Source organism: Nonomuraea sp. NPDC001831, assembly GCF_042892035.1.
Classification (GTDB): domain Bacteria; phylum Actinomycetota; class Actinomycetes; order Streptosporangiales; family Streptosporangiaceae; genus Nonomuraea.
This window is the reverse complement of the sequence record NZ_JBIATU010000006.1, coordinates 116,268-132,760: the sequence shown is the minus strand read 5'-3', so window position 1 is coordinate 132,760 and position 16,493 is coordinate 116,268. Positions and strand designations below refer to the sequence as shown.

21 protein-coding genes are annotated in these 16,493 nt (G+C 73.1%); 6 read left to right on the top strand and 15 right to left on the bottom strand.

Features of this window, described 5'->3' with window-relative positions; all coding sequences use genetic code 11:
• Positions 1-4: 4 nt before the first annotated feature.
• From ACFYYW_RS21235 to ACFYYW_RS21225, 3 genes are read right to left on the bottom strand one after another with little or no spacing between them, the layout of a single operon-like run.
• Positions 5-952, bottom strand: coding sequence for a VWA domain-containing protein (locus tag ACFYYW_RS21235; RefSeq protein WP_387650784.1), 948 nt, complete (start codon positions 950-952; stop codon positions 5-7).
• Positions 949-1,881: a DUF58 domain-containing protein gene (locus ACFYYW_RS21230; RefSeq protein ID WP_364337258.1), complete on the bottom strand. Its 933-nt coding sequence runs from the start codon at positions 1,879-1,881 to the stop codon at positions 949-951. The genes ACFYYW_RS21235 and ACFYYW_RS21230 overlap by 4 nt, the downstream gene beginning before the upstream one ends.
• Entirely contained in the window at positions 1,878-2,879 is a 1,002-nt protein-coding gene (locus tag ACFYYW_RS21225) for a MoxR family ATPase (RefSeq protein WP_352328096.1), read from the bottom strand. Before ACFYYW_RS21225 ends, ACFYYW_RS21230 begins: the two co-directional genes overlap by 4 nt.
• A gap of 55 nt (positions 2,880-2,934) precedes the next feature.
• Here ACFYYW_RS21225 and ACFYYW_RS21220 point away from each other — a divergent pair, with 55 nt between their 5' ends.
• A complete protein-coding gene (locus ACFYYW_RS21220; RefSeq protein ID WP_387650783.1) occupies positions 2,935-3,696 on the top strand; it encodes a hypothetical protein in 762 nt (253 codons plus the stop codon).
• A 43-nt stretch (positions 3,697-3,739) separates the two neighbouring features.
• On the top strand, positions 3,740-4,618 hold the full coding sequence (locus ACFYYW_RS21215; protein WP_387650781.1) for a DUF2268 domain-containing protein: 879 nt from the start codon (positions 3,740-3,742) through the stop codon (positions 4,616-4,618).
• Here the strand turns inward: ACFYYW_RS21215 and ACFYYW_RS21210 are convergent.
• The gene (locus ACFYYW_RS21210) at positions 4,588-5,226 is read right to left on the bottom strand and encodes a response regulator (protein WP_387650779.1); all 639 of its coding nucleotides are present in this window, start codon (positions 5,224-5,226) and stop codon (positions 4,588-4,590) included. The genes ACFYYW_RS21215 and ACFYYW_RS21210 overlap by 31 nt on opposite strands.
• 116 nt (positions 5,227-5,342) lie before the next feature.
• Positions 5,343-6,635 (bottom strand): sensor histidine kinase, encoded by a 1,293-nt coding sequence (locus tag ACFYYW_RS21205; protein ID WP_387650778.1) that lies wholly within the window; start codon positions 6,633-6,635, stop codon positions 5,343-5,345.
• Between the two features lie 144 nt (positions 6,636-6,779).
• On the opposite strand from ACFYYW_RS21205, the gene ACFYYW_RS21200 reads away from it, so the two are divergent.
• The gene (locus ACFYYW_RS21200; RefSeq protein ID WP_352328091.1) at positions 6,780-7,343 is read left to right on the top strand and encodes an ATP-dependent Clp protease proteolytic subunit; all 564 of its coding nucleotides are present in this window, start codon (positions 6,780-6,782) and stop codon (positions 7,341-7,343) included.
• A 2-nt stretch (positions 7,344-7,345) separates the two neighbouring features.
• Complete coding sequence (locus ACFYYW_RS21195) at positions 7,346-7,963, top strand: ATP-dependent Clp protease proteolytic subunit (RefSeq protein WP_352328090.1); 618 nt, start codon at positions 7,346-7,348, stop codon at positions 7,961-7,963.
• Between the two features lie 28 nt (positions 7,964-7,991).
• Here the strand turns inward: ACFYYW_RS21195 and ACFYYW_RS21190 are convergent, their stop codons facing one another.
• The 8 genes from ACFYYW_RS21190 to ACFYYW_RS21155 form a co-directional block, all read right to left on the bottom strand.
• Entirely contained in the window at positions 7,992-8,258 is a 267-nt protein-coding gene (locus tag ACFYYW_RS21190) for a DUF3817 domain-containing protein (protein ID WP_364390375.1), read from the bottom strand.
• A gap of 2 nt (positions 8,259-8,260) precedes the next feature.
• Positions 8,261-8,740 carry a hypothetical protein gene (locus tag ACFYYW_RS21185; protein WP_387650776.1) on the bottom strand — a complete coding sequence of 160 codons (480 nt, stop codon included), beginning with the start codon at positions 8,738-8,740 and terminating at the stop codon, positions 8,261-8,263.
• Between the two features lie 121 nt (positions 8,741-8,861).
• Complete coding sequence (locus ACFYYW_RS21180; protein WP_387650775.1) at positions 8,862-9,248, bottom strand: S26 family signal peptidase; 387 nt, start codon at positions 9,246-9,248, stop codon at positions 8,862-8,864.
• Positions 9,245-11,044: an ABC transporter ATP-binding protein gene (locus ACFYYW_RS21175; RefSeq protein ID WP_387650774.1), complete on the bottom strand. Its 1,800-nt coding sequence runs from the start codon at positions 11,042-11,044 to the stop codon at positions 9,245-9,247. Before ACFYYW_RS21175 ends, ACFYYW_RS21180 begins: the two co-directional genes overlap by 4 nt.
• Positions 11,037-11,558: a TlpA family protein disulfide reductase gene (locus tag ACFYYW_RS21170; RefSeq protein ID WP_387650773.1), complete on the bottom strand. Its 522-nt coding sequence runs from the start codon at positions 11,556-11,558 to the stop codon at positions 11,037-11,039. Before ACFYYW_RS21170 ends, ACFYYW_RS21175 begins: the two co-directional genes overlap by 8 nt.
• Positions 11,559-11,638: 80 nt before the next feature.
• Positions 11,639-11,794 carry a hypothetical protein gene (locus ACFYYW_RS21165; protein WP_352328259.1) on the bottom strand — a complete coding sequence of 52 codons (156 nt, stop codon included), beginning with the start codon at positions 11,792-11,794 and terminating at the stop codon, positions 11,639-11,641.
• Positions 11,795-11,802: 8 nt separating this feature from the next.
• Positions 11,803-11,976: a hypothetical protein gene (locus ACFYYW_RS21160; protein ID WP_352328260.1), complete on the bottom strand. Its 174-nt coding sequence runs from the start codon at positions 11,974-11,976 to the stop codon at positions 11,803-11,805.
• A gap of 182 nt (positions 11,977-12,158) precedes the next feature.
• Positions 12,159-12,617, bottom strand: a complete 459-nt coding sequence (locus tag ACFYYW_RS21155) for a MarR family winged helix-turn-helix transcriptional regulator (RefSeq protein WP_352328261.1) — start codon at positions 12,615-12,617, stop codon at positions 12,159-12,161.
• Positions 12,618-12,789: 172 nt separating this feature from the next.
• Here ACFYYW_RS21155 and ACFYYW_RS21150 point away from each other — a divergent pair, with 172 nt between their 5' ends.
• Positions 12,790-13,551 (top strand): TSUP family transporter, encoded by a 762-nt coding sequence (locus ACFYYW_RS21150; protein ID WP_387650771.1) that lies wholly within the window; start codon positions 12,790-12,792, stop codon positions 13,549-13,551.
• Positions 13,552-13,581: 30 nt separating this feature from the next.
• Here the strand turns inward: ACFYYW_RS21150 and ACFYYW_RS21145 are convergent, their stop codons facing one another.
• Both ACFYYW_RS21145 and ACFYYW_RS21140 read right to left on the bottom strand, forming a co-directional pair.
• Positions 13,582-14,703, bottom strand: a complete 1,122-nt coding sequence (locus ACFYYW_RS21145) for an MFS transporter (RefSeq protein ID WP_387650770.1) — start codon at positions 14,701-14,703, stop codon at positions 13,582-13,584.
• Complete coding sequence (locus tag ACFYYW_RS21140) at positions 14,700-15,452, bottom strand: DeoR/GlpR family DNA-binding transcription regulator (RefSeq protein ID WP_387650769.1); 753 nt, start codon at positions 15,450-15,452, stop codon at positions 14,700-14,702. Before ACFYYW_RS21140 ends, ACFYYW_RS21145 begins: the two co-directional genes overlap by 4 nt.
• A gap of 44 nt (positions 15,453-15,496) precedes the next feature.
• On the opposite strand from ACFYYW_RS21140, the gene ACFYYW_RS21135 reads away from it, so the two are divergent.
• Positions 15,497-16,468, top strand: coding sequence for a helix-turn-helix transcriptional regulator (locus ACFYYW_RS21135; RefSeq protein ID WP_387650767.1), 972 nt, complete (start codon positions 15,497-15,499; stop codon positions 16,466-16,468).
• Positions 16,469-16,493: the final 25 nt, after the last annotated feature.

The following is a 16,493-nucleotide window of genomic DNA, read 5'->3' as shown; positions in this document are numbered from 1 at the left end:
AACGTTACGGGATGCGGGTGCCGAACAAGACCGCGGCGCCGGCCACCAGCAGCCCGAGCACGATCGCGGCCACGATGAACCACTGGGTGATCTCCTGGCTGACCAGCTTGAACCCCAGCGAGGTGCCGATCTGCTCGTAGACGTCGCGCAGCTCGCTGCCGGACTCGGCGGCGTAGGCGCGGCCGCTGGTGCCGTCGGAGAGCGACTGGAGTGTCTGCTTGTTGACCGGGACGTTCACGGGCCTGCCGTCGATGTCGACGGTGCCCTCCTGGGTGCCGTACGCGATGGTGGAGACCGGGACGTGGGCCTGCTGGGCGGCCTCGATGGCCTCGGTCACCGACCGGCCGGAGGTGTTGTCGCCGTCGGACAGCAGCACGATCGCGGCGGGCGGCGGGTCGGTGGCGGCCTGCTGGTCGAAGGAGCGCACCGAGTCGAGCGAGTTGAAGACGGCCTCGCCGATCGCGGTGCCGGGCCGGGTGGTCAGGTTGCCGATGGCGGTGACGACGGCCTGGTGGTCGGTGGTGGGGGAGATGACGACGTTGGCCGAGCGGGCGAAGGAGACCACGCCGACGTTGAAGCGGTCGGGCAGCTCCCTGGCGAACGCCTGGGCGGCGGCCTTGGCGGCGCTGATCCGGTTGGGCTGGACGTCGCCGGCGTCCATGGACAGGGAGACGTCGAGGGCGATCATGATGGTGGCGCGGTCGCGGGGGACGCGTACCTGGTCGGCGGGCTTGGCGGCGCCGACCACCAGGAGCGACATCATGACCAGGAACAGCGCGGGGGGCACGTGCCGGCGCCAGCCCGGCCCGGCGGGGGCGACGAGGTTGAGCAGCGCCAGGTTGGTGAAGCGCACGGTGTAGCGGCGGCGGGCGAACTGCGCCACGACGTAGCCGGCCACCAGCAGCGCCACCAGCACGAACAGCCACAACCAGCCGGGCGCGAGAAACGTCATACGGGTCTCCGGTGGGCGAGGTGGCTCATGCGGCGCTGGCGCAGGACGAACTGCGCCACGTCGAACACCCAGTCCCGGTCGGTCCGCAGCACCAGGTGGGCGATCCCGGCGCGGCGCAGGGCCAGCCGGGTGCCCTCGCGCTGCAGGGCGGCGGCTTCTGCATATGCTTGCCGGACTTTGGGAGAAAGGTGCACTTCACGTACGTTCCCGGTCTCGGGATCGGTGAACGCCACCCGGCCGACGTCCGGCAGCTCCAGCTCGCGCGGGTCGATGACCTCCACGGCCAGCACCTGGTGGCGCGCGGCCAGCCGCCTGATCGGGCGTTCCCAGGGGCGTTCGGCGTCGGGGTCGAGCTCGGGGCGGTCGTCGAGGAAGTCGGAGACGACCAGGCGCAGGCCCCTGCGGCGGCGGGTGGCCGCCAGCACGTCGATGCCCTCGGCCAGGTCGGGCGCGTCGGGCACGGCCCGGCCGCGCGGGGCGTCCATGAGGGAATTGAGGAGCCCGTACAGGGCCGGGCGGCCGGTACGGGCGGGCATGCGGTGGATGTACTCCTCGTGCAGCACCAGCGCGCCGAACCGGTCGCCCATGCGGCTGGACAGGAAGCCGATCGCGCCGACGGCGGCCACGACCAGGTCGCGCTTGTCGGTGTCGGCGGTGCCGAAGTCCATGCTCGCCGACAGGTCGGCCAGCGCCCAGGTCTCCAGCTCGCGATCGGCGATCAGGTCGCGGACGTGCGGGACGGTCGTGCGGGCGGTGACGGCCCAGTCCATGCGGCGCACGTCGTCCTCGCCGGGCACGTACAGGCGGCTGTCGCCGGTCTCGCTGCCGGTGCCGGGCAGCAGCCCCTGGTGGGCGCCGTGCAGCAGGCCGTCGAGCCGCCGCGTGACGGTCAGCTCCAGCCGTCGCAGCGCCTGCTCGGCGGTGTTCAACGGTTCTGGTTCCAGACGACCAGGGGCGGCGGCACCGCGTGCAGGATCTGCTTGACGACCTGCTCGGGATCGACGCCGTCGGCCAGGGCGTCGAAGGTCAGCATGAGCCGGTGGGACATGACGTCGACCGCCACGTCGCGCACGTCGTCGGGCAGCAGGTAGTCGCGGCCGCGCAGCAGGGCCAGCGCGCGCCCGGCCGAGACCAGGCCGAGCGTGGCGCGGGGGCTGACGCCGATCTCGATCGTCTCGGCCAGGTCGCCGAGCCCGTAGTCGGCGGGCGCGCGGGTGGACATGACCAGGCGCACCACGTAGTCGGCCACGAGCTGGTGCACCGAGACCTGCTCGGCGGCCTGCTGCAGGGCCAGCAGCCGGGCCGGGTCGAGCACGCGGTCGGGCACGGGCGGCGTGACGCTCATGCGGTGGAGGATCTCCAGCTCCTCGTGCGCGCTGGGGTGCGGCACCCGCACGCGGAACAGGAAACGGTCGCGCTGCACCTCGGGCAGCGGGTAGACGCCCTCGGACTCGATCGGGTTCTGGGTGGCCAGCACGATGAACGGCCTGGGCAGCGGATGGGTGACGCCGGCCAGCGTGACCTGGCGCTCGGCCATCACCTCCAGCAGCGCGGACTGCACCTTGGCGGGGGCCCGGTTGATCTCGTCGGCCAGCAGGAAGTTGACGAACACCGGACCCAGCTCGACGTCGAACTTCTCGTTGGAGGGGTGGAAGACGCGGGTGCCGACGATGTCGCTCGGCACGAGGTCGGGGGTGAACTGGATCCGGGCGAACGTGCCGCCCACGACGGTGGCCAGGGTGGAGGCGGCGAGGGTCTTGGCGACTCCCGGCACACCTTCGAGCAGGCAGTGACCGCGGGCCAGCAGGGCCACGACCAGCCGCTCGACCATGTGCTCCTGTCCCACGATGACACGCCGGACCTCGTCGAGACTTCGGCGCAGCAGTGCCGCGTCGTTTCCGCCTGGCAACTCTTCGGCGACGCTCATGACGCCATTCCACCAAACGCGCCGCGAACGTGCACGACGCCACGTCTGTGCTTTCATGGCAAACGTGGCAAGTCCCCTGCAGTACGGTGATCCGCCCCAGCTGGGGCGCTACGTCGTGCAGGCCCGCCTGCACACGGCTCCGGCCGGGTTCGTCTACCTGGGACAGGGACCCGACGGGCGCGCGGTGTCGCTGGCCGTGCTCACCCGGGGCGCCGCCCTCGACGCGGCGGCGCGCGACCGGTTCCTGACCGCGATCAAGGAGGCGTCGGGGCGGTCCGGCGGGCGCGGGTGGCTGGGGCTCGGCCGGGCGCGCGCCTCGGTGCTCGACGGGACGCCCGAGGTGCTCGACGTGCACGACGGGCCGGCGCCGTGGGTGGCGGTGCCGTACGCGCCGGGGCAGCCGGGGGCCGAACGCTTCCTGGAGCCGGTCATGGTGGGCGGGACGCTCATCGGGCAGGCGCACGGGCCGGACTTCGTGCCGTACTGGCTGACCGACCGCGCGCCCGCGCTGCCGGGGCCGCTGGCGCGGCGGCTGCCGCTGACCGAGACGCGGCGGCGGGTGCTGCTCGCCGCGCTGGCGCTGGCGCTGCTGCTGGTGCTGGTCACGACGATCCTGCTGTTGCTGCTGTTCGGCCGGCGCGACAGCGAGCCGATGCCGCGGCAGCTCCCGCCGACGGTGTTCGTGCCCACGCCGCCGCCCACACCGGCCACGCCGGTGCCGGAGTCCTCGCCGTCGCAGTCGCCGTCGCCGACGCGTACCGGTCCGGGCACGCCGGGGCAGTCGCCGGGCGACGATCTGGGCGAGTCGCCGCTTTAATGCGTTTGAGCCTCACGTTACGTGAGGCTTTAGCGTCCGCGGCATGGAGTTCATCGTTCACGACACGCTCACGGCCATGGCGGACCTGCTCGCCCGGCCGCTCGCCGACCGGCCCGAGGCGCTGCGGGAGATGCTGGCGCCGATCCGGCCGGCGATCCCGGTGCCCGGCGACATCGTCGACATCCACCACCAGGGCGGCGGCTTCCGCGTCGACGCCGAGGACGCCCGTTACCTGCCCGCCGTCCTGGCCATGATCGAGGCCGACGTGCTCGGCCAGGTGCGCAGGGAGCTGGAGCGCGCCTCCCCCGCGCTGAAGGAGGCCAGGCAGGCTTCCTCGCTGCAGGTGATGTTCGTGCTCGGCGACCCGGACAACGAGCACCTGATGAAGGTCAGCGGCGGCTACTACGGGATGGGCGGCTCGCCCGGCTGGCTGTACCTGCTGGGCTGGCCGTCGCAGGAGGTCATCGGCCGGATCGCGCACTGCGCGGTGCACGAGTTCCACCACAACGTGCGCTACACCAACGTCGAGTGGGACCCGCGGAAGGTCACCGTGGGCGAGCACGTGGTGGCCGAGGGGCTGGCCGAGGCGTTCGTCCGGGAGCTGTCCGGGCCGGAGGCCATGGGGCCGTGGTCGCGGATGGTGACGGGGGAGGAGCTGGAACGCGCCCACGAGCTGATCATGGACGCGTTCGACCTGGAGGGCATGCACAACACCCCGGCGTACGTGCTGGGCGACAGCGCCATGCGGCGCTTCGGGCAGGAGCCCCGCGGCATTCCCGACATGGCGGGTTACGCGGTGGGGCTGCGGCTGGTGGACCGGGCCCTGGCCGAGCAGGGCCTGAGCGCCGCCGAGGCCACCCTGCTGCCGGCCGCGCGGCTGCTCGGCCGATCTCAGCCGGGCGAGACGAACCCGGACTCGTAGGCGGCGATCACGGCCTGGGTGCGGTCGCGCGCGCCCAGCTTGGCCAGGACGTTGCCGACGTGCGTCTTGACGGTCTCCTGGCTGACGACCAGCTCGGCGGCGATCTCGGTGTTGGACATGCCCCTGGTCATCAGCCGCAGCACGTCGCCCTCGCGGCCGGTGAGCCGGTCGATGCCCGGCACGTGGGCCTGCGGGCGGCGGCCGGCCAGGGTGCGGATCGCGGCCGGGAACAGCAGCGACTCCCCGGCCGCCACCAGCCTGATCGCCTGGAGCAGGTCGTCCGGTCTGGTGCGTTTGAGCAGGAAGCCGCTCGCGCCGGCGCGCAGGGCGTCGTAGACGTGGTCGTCGTTCTCGAACGTGGTCACGACCAGGACCTTGGGCGGGTCGTCGAGCGCCACGAGCCGGCGGGTGGCCTGGATGCCGTCCATGGCGGGCATGCGGACGTCCATCAGCACGACGTCGGGGCGCTCCCGGCGGACGACCGGCAGGACCGCGGCGCCGTCGCCGGCCTCGCCCACCACGCGCAGGCCGGGCTCGGCGTCGATGATGACGCGCAGCCCGGCGCGGATGAGGTCCTCGTCGTCGGCGATCACGACCTTGAGTGTCATGCCCCCGACCGTAGCGGCACCCCGGGCGGGGAGGGGCGGGGGGCGTCCTTGGGTTGACGGGGGCCTGGGGGCCTGTCCTGGGAGCGAGCTGTCTGGAGGGGGGCAGGGTGTGGGAGTCAGGGGGCCGGGCGCAGGGGGAGGCGGACCGAGACCGTCCAGCCGTCCTCGTCGGGGCCGGCGTGCAGGTCGCCGCGGAGCAGGCGGACGCGTTCGCGCATGCCGGCCACGCCCCGGCCGCCCCGCCCGTGGCTCCCGGCGCGCTTCCCGGCGGGGTTGCTGACCTCCAGCCGCAGGTCGTCGCCCTGGACGGCGGCGGCCAGCCGGACCGTGCCGCCGCCGTGCCGGATCGCGTTGGTCAGCGCCTCCTGCAGGATGCGGTACGCCTCCCTGGAGACGACGGCGGGCACGCCGGACAGGTCGCCCACGTCCTGCCGCACCTCGGCGCCGGAGCCCGTCACCAGCGCCGCGAGGTCGGCCAAGGTCCCCTGCGGCGCCCGCCGCGCCGCCTCACCGTCCTCCCGATGACCCTCGCGGCGCCCCTCCCGCCTGTCCTCGCCCACGTCCTCGCGCCCTTTGTCGCGTGCGTGCTTGCGTGCGTCCTCGCGCCCGTCTTCGCGCAGGACGCCGAGCACGTGGTCGAGGTCCTCCAGTGCGGCGCGGGCCGACTGCTCGATGGCCGCCAGCGCGGTCCTGGCGGTGGCCGGGTCGCGGTCGAGGACGCGGCCGGCCGCGGCGGCCTGCAGGGTGACGACGCTGAGCGCGTGCCCGACCGAGTCGTGCAGCTCGCGGGCCAGCCGGTTGCGTTCGGCCAGCGTACGGGCATGATCTTCGGCGGCGGCCAGCCGTTCGGCGGGGGTGGGGCCGAGCAGCGGGGGAGCCAGGGCGGCCAGCAGCGCGCCCGCGCCCGCCGCGCCCGCCACCAGCAGCGCCAGCGCCCCCACGCCCGCCGCCGCCCACAGCAGGGACGGCCACCCCGGCTCGGCCGTGAGGCCCAGCACCGGCATCGGCTCACCGACGAACGGCAGCGCCATCGTGAACATCGTGAACGGCACCACCGCCAGCGTGAACCCGCTGACCACACCGCCCACCGCCAGATGCAGCGTGAACCACGCGGCAGTGCGCCGCCGCTCCTGCCACGACCGGCGGGCCTGCCGCGGCGGGGTCTCCACCCGGGCCCCGAGCAGCCCCTGGGCGGCGTTCACCTCCAGCGCGCGCACCGGCAGGAACAGCCCGGTCACCGCCACCACTGGCAGCACCGCGACGAACACCCCGACCTGGATCGGCATCAGCAGGTCGGACGACACGCCGCGCCACAACCCGGCGACCAGCACCCCGGCCATCATGTACGGCATCAGCAGCGCCCCGCCCAGGATGAGGCACGCCCAACGACGGGGGAGGTTCCTTCTCACATCCGGGATTGTATGTCGATACTTTTTCGCGCTGGGAGTAATGCGCCTTGAGTGAAATGCGCCCCCAGCGAAAATGGGGCGGAATTAGCCGCCGCCGGGTCTAGCGTTTTTCGCGGAATTAGTTTCGGCAGAAAGGCGACGTCAATGACGGAGACCCAGCGCGCGGCCTGGCCTGACCAGCTCAGTCAGCGCCTGCTGAAGGAACGCATCGTGGTCCTCGGCCAGGAGGTCGACGACGAGATTTGCAACCGGCTCTGCGGTGAGCTGCTTTTGCTGGCCGCCGAAGACCCCAATCGGGACATAACGCTCTACATCAATTCGCCGGGCGGCTCGGTGACGGCCGGCATGGCGCTCTACGACATGATGCAGTTCGTCCCGTGCGACGTGGCGACGGTGGCGATGGGCTTCGCCGCCTCCATGGGCCAGCTGCTGTTGACCGCCGGCGCGCCGGGCAAGCGTTACGCCCTGCCCAACGCCCGCATCGTCATGCACCAGCCGCTGGGCGGCATCGGCGGCTCGGCCAGCGACATCCAGATCCAGGCCGACAACATGCTCTACACCAAGCGCAGGATGGCCGAGATCATCGCTCACCACACCGGCCAGCCGCTGGAGCGCATCCAGGCCGACTCCGACCGCGACCGGTGGTTCACCGCCCAGGAGGCGCTGGAGTACGGGTTCGTCGACCACATCGCCGAAGGGATGAACTGACCATGAGCGGTCGCTACGTGCTGCCCTCCTTCACCGAGCGCACCTCCTACGGGGTACGGGAGATGAACCCGTACAACAAGCTGTTCGAGGACCGGGTGGTGTTCATCGGCGCGCCGATCGACGACACGGTGGCCAACGACGTCATGGCCCAGCTCCTCACGCTGGAGTCGCTCGATCCCGACCAGGACATCAACATGTACATCAACTCGCCGGGCGGGTCGTTCACGGCGATGACGGCCATCTACGACACGATGCAGTTCGTCCGGCCGGAGATCCACACGGTCTGCATCGGGGAGGCGTCCTCGGCGGCGGCCGTCCTGCTCGCGGCGGGCACGCCGGGCAAGCGGGCGGCCCTGCCGCACGCGCGCGTCCTGCTCCACCAGCCGGCCACCGAGGGCGGCCGGGGGCAGTCGAGCGACCTGGAGATCCACGCCAGGGAGATCGTGCGGATGCGTGACCAGCAGGAGGAGATCCTGGCCCGGCACACCGGGCGCGGGGTGCTGGAGATCAGGAAGGACATCGAGCGCGACCGCATCTTCACCGCCGAGCAGGCGCGCAGCTACCGGCTGATCGACGACATCTACGCCTCCAGGAAGCGCGCCCTGGTCCCCGCCCGCTGACCTGCCGGGGCCCGGCCGGGCCCCGGGGTCATCCGTCCCGGCCATCGCGTCCGGCGCGCAGGCGGCGCAGGGCGAGCAGCCCGCCGACGCCGGGGACGAACGCGCTCCAGCGGGCCCCGGGCGTCCCCTGTGCCCTGGGCGTCATGGCCGCCGTGGCGATGACGACCAGGTAGGACATGCCGTGCAGCGGTCCGGCGTAGGTCGTGACCGGCTGGGCGTGCACGGTGAGCAGGTTGGCCAGCAGGATCGCCAGCGTGACGGCCTCGACGGCGGCGGCGATGCGCAGGGTGAGCACGTTCAGGCTCCCGTCTGCTCGCCGGGGCGGACGATCATGAGCACCACGACGACCGCCCACAGCAGGTTGTAGACGCCGGCGAGCATCGCCAGTGTGCGCAGCCGCCGGCCGTCGTCGGGGGCGTCGAGCGCCTGGCGCTGGCGGGGGTGGATCTGGGTGGCCAGCAACGCGCCCGCGACGGCGGTGAGGATCATCGCCACGACGATCCAGGTCTGCCCCATCCGTCCCTGCACGCCTGCCAGCACGATCCCGGCCAGCGGGACGACCAGCCCGAACACGGCGTAGCCGCCGGTGATGCGGTGCAGCACGGCGGCCACGGCGGCGTTGCGCTCCGTGTTGCGTTCCGTGCCGGGGGGTGTGGCGGGGCCGGCGACGCGGCCGGCGACGGGGGCGTAGCGGGGGAACAGGCTCGACGCCACCGCCGAGCCGCCGACGAACACGATGGCCGCCAGCACATGAACGGACAACAGGACATGCTCCATGGATCTCCTCCAACCTTCAGGGTGCCTGAAGCTTAGCGAGACCTTCAGTCCCCCTGAAACTCGGCCGGACGTCTGGAGGCTCCGCCGCAGCGCCACGTTCTCGAACGAGAGGCTCCCGCTGCTACGTCCGGACGGGGGCGGAGCGCACCACCGCGACCACCGCCGAGGCGGGCAGCAGGCCGAACTGCCGTGAATCCGCGCTCCGGCCCGGGTTGTCGCCCAGGACGGCGACCCGCCCCACGGGCACGAGGCCGCCCCCGAGCACGGCGGGCAGCCGCTCCCCCTCGCACGCGGCCAGTCGCTTCACCATCAGCCCGCGGCCCCCGCGCACCACGACGATGTCACCGGTGACGCCCGCGCCCCTGCGCGCGAGCAGTCGCTGACCCGGCCGCAGGGTGGGCACCATGCTGACGCCCTCGACGGTGACCGCCAGGTAGCGCCCGCGCAACCACGCCAGCCCCGCCGCTGTGACCGCCGCTGTGAGCGCCGCCACCAGCAGGTACCTCATCCGACCGCCTCCGCGACGTACCCGCTGGACTGCAGGGTGAACAGCCGGGAGTAGGGGCCGTCGCGTCCCATCAGCTCCCGGTGCCGGCCCTGCTCGACGACCCGTCCCTCGTCCAGGACCACGATGAGGTCGGCGTCGCGCACGGTGTTGAGTCGGTGCGAGATGAGCAGGCTCGTCCGGCCCGCCCGTCCCGCCCGCATCCGGAGGTGGATGTCGTACTCCGCCTCGGGATCGAGCCCGGAGCTCGGCTCGTCCAGGATCATCAGCTCCGGATCGTCCCGCAGCAGGGCGCGGGCGATGGCGATCCGCTGCCACTGCCCGCCCGACAGTTCGACCCCCGCGCTGCCCTCGGCCTCGTCGTCGAAGAACAGCCTGGTCAGCAACGTGTCATAGCCTCTGGGCAGCGCCTCGATGGCGCCGTCGATCCCCGCTCGCGCGGCCGCGGCCCTGATGGCGGATGCCGAGCCGATCAGCGGGAGGTTACCGAGTCCGATGTTCTCGGCGGCCGACAGGTCGTAGGCCATGTGGTCCTGGAACACCGCGCTGATCCTGGCCCGCAGGTCCTGCGGCGCCGCGTCGCGCAGGTCGACGCCGTCCCACAGGATCGTGCCCCTGGTGGGGTCGTAGAACCTGCACAGCAGCTTGACCAGGGTGCTCTTGCCCGCGCCGTTCAGGCCGACGAGGGCGAGGGCGCCGCCGCAGGGGATGAAGAGGTCGACGCCGCGCAGGATCCAGGGGTGGTCGTCGCCGTAACGGAACCACACGTCGCGCAGCTCGATCCCGCGGCGCAGCACGGGCAGCGGGACGGCGGCGACCGGCAGGTCGGGCGGGGTGGAGGTGACGCGGAGGTAGTGGGCGAAGAGCCGCAGGCTCTGCGAGATCTGCGCGATGGTCTGCGCCAGCGTGTTGAGGCCCTGCTGGGTGCCCGCCACGGCGCCCGCGAACATCGCCACGTCACCGACGCTGAGCTCGCCGGCGCTCGCCGCCAGCCCCGTCCACACCAGCCCGCCGCCGGCGACCAGCGCGGCCAGCAGTTCGAGCCCGCCGTGCGAGGCCAGCTGCAGCACGTCCAGGCGGCGCCGGACGCGGTTGACCTGCCTGCGCTCGTCGAGCATGCGGCCGCGCAGGAAGGCTCCCGTCCCGAAGAGCCTGATCTCCTTGGCGGCCTGGGTCCCGGTGAGCAGCTGCCCGTAGAAGAACTGGCGGCGTTCGGCGGGGCTGGTCCGCCACAACATCGCCGCCTGCCGCCTGGCCAGCCCCAGCTGGACGGCGAGCGCGGGCACCAGCGACGCCAGCACGACGGCGGCCATCCAGGCGTTGATCAGGGCCACGGCGCCCAGGAACCCGGCGATGGTGAGCGCGGCCCGGCCCGCCTCGAACACCGATCCGAGCAGCCCGTGGCAACTCGCGGTGGACTGCTGGGCCAGGCGCAGCCGGTCGAGGAACGCCGGGTCCTCGAAGTGCCGCAGCCCCACGAAGCGCTCGGTGGCCCCGAAGAGCCGGTCGGTGGCGCGCAGTCCCACCGACCGGCCCAGCGCGCTGTTGGCGAAGGACGACACCGCGGGCAGCACCCCCGCCGCCAGCCCGCAGGCGGCCAGCCCCAGCGCCGGGCCGAGCACGGGACCGCTGTGCCGGCTCAGCGCGTCGAGCAGGGCCTTGGTCAGCCATGCCGCGGCGATCGGCAGCAGCGCCTGGGCCAGCGTGGTCGCGACGTAGACGATCACCATGGCGGGCGCGCCGCGCCAGGCCAGTTCCGCGGCCCCGGCCAGCGCGCGAGGGGAGGACACCTCAGCCATGCGTGGCGGCGAGCACGTCGTCGAGCGTGTGGCCGGCGGCCAGCACGGTACGGCCGGCGTCCAGGAGGAACACCTGGGGGAACGCCTCGACCTTGAACGCCTCGGCCAGCGGCCCGCCGTCCGGCCCGCCGTGCCGGACCCTGGCGACGGGGTCGAGCAGTTCCCGCAGCGTGCCCGTGTCGTCGGGGAATCCGGCGATCACCGCGACGACCTGCTCGCGTCCCATGGTCGCGGCCAGTTCGGCGAACCCGGGCGCCAGCTTCTTGCACGGGGCGCAGGTGGGCGAGAAGAAGCCGATCAGCGTGCGCTCGGGCAGCGGGGCTCCCGGCTCGAACCCGGCGACCGTCTCACCGGGCTGCACGGCGGGCGGCGGGCCGCCGGCGGGCCGCTCGTACAGGGCGTTGAGCCGTTCGGTGTGCTCGCGGAGCCTGCGGATGACGCCCATCGCGAGCATCGCGTTGGCCACGCACAGCACGGCAAGGATCATGACGGCGGTCCACAGCGCGTACATCATCTGACCTCCTCGTCGAGGGAAAAGGAGGGCCGGACCCCGGTGGCGGAGCCCGGCCCGCGGATCACGGCTTCGACGGGTTCCTAACAGACCGTCCAGCCGTTGCACCTGGTCCCGGTGCTGTAGACGCAGCACCGGCGGCAGTAGCGGCCGTTGATCTCGTCCCAGCAGTTGCTGGCCGCGGCCGTCAGGCGGGGGACGAGCCGGGCGACGAGGCGGTCACACAAGTCGTGCATCATGAGCCCTCCTAGCAGGCCACGTAGCCGTTGCACCTGGTTCCGGACGTGTAGAGGCAGCACCAGCGCTTGTAGCAGGTGCCGTCGACGTGGAGGTAGTCCCAGTAACAGTTCGAGGCTTCAGCCTCGACCCGGGGGACGAGCAGCGCGACCGTGCGGTCGCAGAGCCGGGTGAACACGCTCATCGAACCCTCGCTTCCTGCGGCGAACGAACCTTTCGCCTGCACACTGACCCGGCCGTCTCAGCGGTTTCTCAGTGATTTCGCAGCGATTTCTCAAAGGCGCGAGAGGTGTTCCCCGTGCGGCCCGGCGCGGGCGCGCTTCCTGCCTGGATGGCCGGCGGGCCGCGTGGGGGGCGTGTCGCAGGTCAGGCGGGGGAGGTGGTGTCGCCGGGTCGGCGGGGGCCGGTGAAGGCGGTGCGGATCGCGTCGCCCACCTGCTGGTGGATCGGGTCGGCGTCGGGGCCGAAGAGGCGTTCGTCGACCTTGGTGACGGCCTGGGCGGCCTGCCGCAGGAGGCGTTGTCCCTCGGGGGTGAGTTCGATGGTGGAGGCCGACCCCGCCCGCGCCGTACGGTCGCGCACCAGCCCCGCCTGGACGAGCCCCTTCACCGCCGTGTGCACGCTCTGCACGGAGATGCCCGACATGCGCGCCAGGTCGCTGAACGACGCGCCAGGCACGCCGGCGATGTGTCCCAGCAGCCCCAGACGGCTGATCGTCAGCTCAAGCGGCGCCAGCTCGGCGGACAGCTCCGTCTCGACCCGCCGCGCCAGCGTCAGCACCACGATGGAGGTGCTCGACACGGGCGGTCCGTTCTCGATCGTCACCGGTCCAGTCTCGCCTACCCGGCCACATCGTCCGCCCGCCGGTCACCCGCGCAACGCCGGGTCGCCGACAGGCCGGCCCCCTCCTGGCCGCCTGACTGCTTCACCTGAGGGATGGGTGATTGAAGGGGGGCTGTAGTCTTCTGGGCGTTTCCTGGGGGAGTGGGGGAGCGGCGTGCCGCTGGAGCAGGTTGTGGTGTTGCTGGCGGCCGCGGCCGGCGCCGGATGGGTCGACGCGGTCGTGGGCGGCGGCGGGCTGGTGCAGCTGCCGGCGTTGCTGATGACCGGCATGCCGCCCGTCCAGGCCATGGCGACCAACAAGTTCTCCTCGGTGTTCGGCACGGCCTCGGCCGCCGTGGCGTACGCGCGCTCCACCAAGATCGACCGTCAGGTGGCGTTACCGGGCGCGGCGCTGGCCGTGGTGAGCGCCGGGCTGGGCGCGTGGGCGGCAGCGGCGATCTCGGCCGACGTGCTGCGCCCGGTCGTGATGGTGGTGCTGCTCGGCGTGGCGGCGTTCGTCACGTTGCGTCCTTCGATGGGCGCCCTGCCGCAGCCGCACCTGCGGACCGGCGCCCGCGTGGTGGCGGCGGTGGCCGCGGCGGGCGTGGGCATCGCCTTCTACGACGGCATCATGGGGCCGGGCACCGGCATGTTCCTCATCATCGCCTTCACCACCATCCTCGGCCTGGACTTCGTCTCCGCCTCCGCCTCGGCGAAGATCATCAACGTGGGCACCAACCTCGGGGCGCTGGCGGTGTTCGGGCTCCAGGGCCACGTGCAGTGGGCGCTCGGGCTGGGCATGGCGCTGTGCAACGTGGCCGGCGCCCAGCTCGGCGCCAGGATGGCGATCAGGCGCGGCACGGCGTTCGTCCGGGTCGTGCTGTTGTGCGTGGTGGTGGCGATGGTGATCAGGCTCGGCTGGCAGCAGTTCGGCTGAACCCCGGCCCGCCGCCCGTGCCCGGACGCCTCAAGGGCGCACGGCGGGGGCCGTCAGGGCCACGAAGGCCGCCATCAGCGCCGGTACGGCCAGCGCCCGGGGCAACCCGGCGAGCTGGGCCACCGCCCCGATGATCACCGGCCCCGACAGGAACCCCAGGTACCCGACGGACGCCACCCGCGCCAGCGCCCGCCCGGCGAAGGCCGGGTCCCGGTGCCCCGCGGCCGAGAACACCTGCGGCACGATGCACGACAACCCCGCGCCGAAGCAGCCGAACCCCACCACCCCGGCCACCGGCCCACCGCCGAGCAGCGCCAGGCCGAGCCCCGCCGCCGCCAGCAGCCCGCAGCACCGCACCAGCGCCACCGGGCCGAACCGGGCGGCCAGCCGGTCCCCCGCCAGCCGGCCCGCGGTCATCGCGATCGAGAACGCGGCGTACCCGGCGGCGGCGAACCCCGCCGAGGAGGCCAGGTCCTCGCGCAGGTAGACGGAGCTCCAGTCGGCCGCCGCCCCCTCGCCCACCAGGCAGCAGAAGGCCAGCACGCCGAGGAACAGGATGCCCTTGGGCCGCCCGGACCCCGAGCCGCCGGCCGGCAGGGGAGCGGGCGCCGAGCGCAGCGCCCACCGCCACGCCCACACCGCCAGCACGGCGATCACCGCCCCCACGCAGCCGAACGTCACCGACGGCGGCAGCCCGGCCTGCGCGAACAGCCCGCCCGTCGTGGCCCCGGCGAACCCGCCGATGCTGTAGACGGCGTGGAAGGACGACATCACCGGCCGCCCGTGGGCGCGTTCCACCTCGACGGCGTTGGCGTTCATGGACACGTCCAGGACGCCGTGGACGATCCCGAAGGCCAGCAGCGCGGCGGCCAGCGCGCCCAGGCCCGGCGCGAAGGCGGGCGGCGCCAGCACCACGCCCTGCGACAGGGCCGCCGGGATCATGACCCGGCTGCTGCCGTACCGGTCGACCAGGCGACCGACGGTCGTCATGCCCGCGACCGCGCCCGCCGCGATGGCCAGCAGCGCCAGGCTGAGCCGTCCCGCGTCGAGGCCGAGGCTCTCCTTGATGGCGGGGATGCGGGCCGTCCAGGTGCCGATGGCCAGGCCGGCCAGGAAGAACAGCAGGTAGACGGCCGTCCGTTCGCGTCTCACCCGGCCTCCTTGACGTCCACCCCGGCCGCGACGAGCGCGTCACGCTGCTCGGGCGGCACGCCTTCGTCGGTCACCACGACGTCCAGGCGGGAGATCGGGCAGACCGCGCCGAATGCCGTACGGGAGAACTTGCCCGAGTCGCAGGCCACGATCACCCGCCGGGCGGCGGCGATGGCCGCCCGTTTGACCGCGACCTCGGGCAGGTCGTGCGCGGTCAGGCCGTGCTCGGCCGACAGGCCGCAGCAGCCGATCACCGCGGTGTCGAAGCGCAGCGCCGCGATCGAGCTCTCGGCGAGCGGGCCGGTGAGGTTCAGCTCGCCCTTGCGCACCTCGCCGCCGGGCAGCACCAGGCGCACCCGCGGCGCGGCGGCCAGCAGCGAGACGGCCTGCAACGCCAGCGGCAGCACGGTCAGCCGCCGCCCGGCCAGGGCGCGGGCCACCTCCAGCACGGTGGTGCCCCCGTCCAGGACGACCGCCTCCCCGTCCGCGATCAGCGCCGCGACCTGGACGCCGATGCGCCGCTTGGCCTCCACCGCCTCCCGCTCGCGCACCCCGAACGGCGGCTCCTCGCCGCGCAGCAGCAGGGACAGCGCCCCGCCCCTGACCCGGCGGACCACGCCCTGCTGGGCCAGCTCGTCCAGGTCGCGGCGGATCGTCATCTCCGACACGCCGTGCCGCTCGGCGAGCTCGGTCACCGTGACGCTGTCCTGGGCGCGCAGGGCGTTCATGATGGCGGTCAAACGTTCCATCTGTTCATACAAACACCGAAAATGTGCGCAATACAATGACGGATATGCGCGCCAGCCGTCTGCTCTCCCTCCTCCTGCTGCTGCAGACGCGGGGCCGCATGACCGCGCCCGAACTGGCCGCCGAGCTGGAGGTGTCGATCCGCACGGTCTACCGGGACGTCGAGGCCCTGTCGGCGGCCGGCGTCCCGGTCTACGCCGACCGCGGCCCGGCGGGCGGCTACCAGCTCCTGGACGGCTACCGCACCCGCCTGACCGGGCTGACGGCCGAGGAGGCGTCCTCGCTGTTCCTGGCCGGGCTCCCGGGGCCGGCCGCCGAGCTGGGGCTGGCCGACGTCGCGGCGACCGCGGAGCTGAAGCTGCTGGCCGCGCTGCCGCCCGAGCCGCGCTCGCACGCCTCCCGCATGCGCGAGCGTTTCCTGCTGGACGTGCCCAGCTGGTACCGCTCGGCCGACGATGTGCCGCACCTGAGCGACGTGGCCGAGGCGGTGTGGGACCAGCGGCCGCTGCACATGACCTACCGCCGGTGGGGGCAGCGGGAGGTCGACCGGGTGATCCACCCGTACGGGCTGGTGCTCAAGGGCGGCTCCTGGTACCTGGTCGCCGCCCCGCCCGAGGGCTCACCGCGCACCTACCGGGTCTCGCGCATCCTCACCGTCGAGCAGCTCCCGGGGCGTTTTCGCAGGCCGGAGGGGTTCGAGCTGGCGGCGTTCTGGCGGGCGTACGCCAAGGAGTTCCGCGAGCGCATGTACACCGCCGAGGCCGTCATCAGGCTGGCGCCCGGCCGGGAGGACCTGCTGGCGTACACGATGGGGTCCGACGTGGTCGCCGCGGCGCTGGCCGCGGCCGGCGAGCCGGACCCCGAGGGCTGGCGCACGATCACCGTGCCGGTCGAGTCGCTCACCCACGCGCGCTGGCTGCTGCTGCGCATGGGCGCCGACGTCGAGGTGCTGGAGCCGGCCGAGCTGCGGGCGCTGATGGCCGAGGCGGTGGCCGGCCTCGGCAAGCTGTACCTCTAGATCCACCTGTCCGGATAAATCGCGA

Coding starts and splice junctions, on each gene's coding strand:
- ACFYYW_RS21235 (WP_387650784.1), bottom strand. CDS start 952: ATGACGTTTCTCGCGCCCGGCTGGTTGTGGCTGTTCGTGCTGGTGGCG.
- ACFYYW_RS21225 (WP_352328096.1), bottom strand. CDS start 2,879: ATGAGCGTCGCCGAAGAGTTGCCAGGCGGAAACGACGCGGCACTGCTG.
- ACFYYW_RS21220 (WP_387650783.1), top strand. CDS start 2,935: ATGGCAAACGTGGCAAGTCCCCTGCAGTACGGTGATCCGCCCCAGCTG.
- ACFYYW_RS21215 (WP_387650781.1), top strand. CDS start 3,740: ATGGAGTTCATCGTTCACGACACGCTCACGGCCATGGCGGACCTGCTC.
- ACFYYW_RS21210 (WP_387650779.1), bottom strand. CDS start 5,226: ATGACACTCAAGGTCGTGATCGCCGACGACGAGGACCTCATCCGCGCC.
- ACFYYW_RS21200 (WP_352328091.1), top strand. CDS start 6,780: ATGACGGAGACCCAGCGCGCGGCCTGGCCTGACCAGCTCAGTCAGCGC.
- ACFYYW_RS21195 (WP_352328090.1), top strand. CDS start 7,346: ATGAGCGGTCGCTACGTGCTGCCCTCCTTCACCGAGCGCACCTCCTAC.
- ACFYYW_RS21185 (WP_387650776.1), bottom strand. CDS start 8,740: ATGGAGCATGTCCTGTTGTCCGTTCATGTGCTGGCGGCCATCGTGTTC.
- ACFYYW_RS21180 (WP_387650775.1), bottom strand. CDS start 9,248: ATGAGGTACCTGCTGGTGGCGGCGCTCACAGCGGCGGTCACAGCGGCG.
- ACFYYW_RS21175 (WP_387650774.1), bottom strand. CDS start 11,044: ATGGCTGAGGTGTCCTCCCCTCGCGCGCTGGCCGGGGCCGCGGAACTG.
- ACFYYW_RS21170 (WP_387650773.1), bottom strand. CDS start 11,558: ATGATGTACGCGCTGTGGACCGCCGTCATGATCCTTGCCGTGCTGTGC.
- ACFYYW_RS21165 (WP_352328259.1), bottom strand. CDS start 11,794: ATGATGCACGACTTGTGTGACCGCCTCGTCGCCCGGCTCGTCCCCCGC.
- ACFYYW_RS21160 (WP_352328260.1), bottom strand. CDS start 11,976: ATGAGCGTGTTCACCCGGCTCTGCGACCGCACGGTCGCGCTGCTCGTC.
- ACFYYW_RS21140 (WP_387650769.1), bottom strand. CDS start 15,452: ATGGAACGTTTGACCGCCATCATGAACGCCCTGCGCGCCCAGGACAGC.
- ACFYYW_RS21135 (WP_387650767.1), top strand. CDS start 15,497: ATGCGCGCCAGCCGTCTGCTCTCCCTCCTCCTGCTGCTGCAGACGCGG.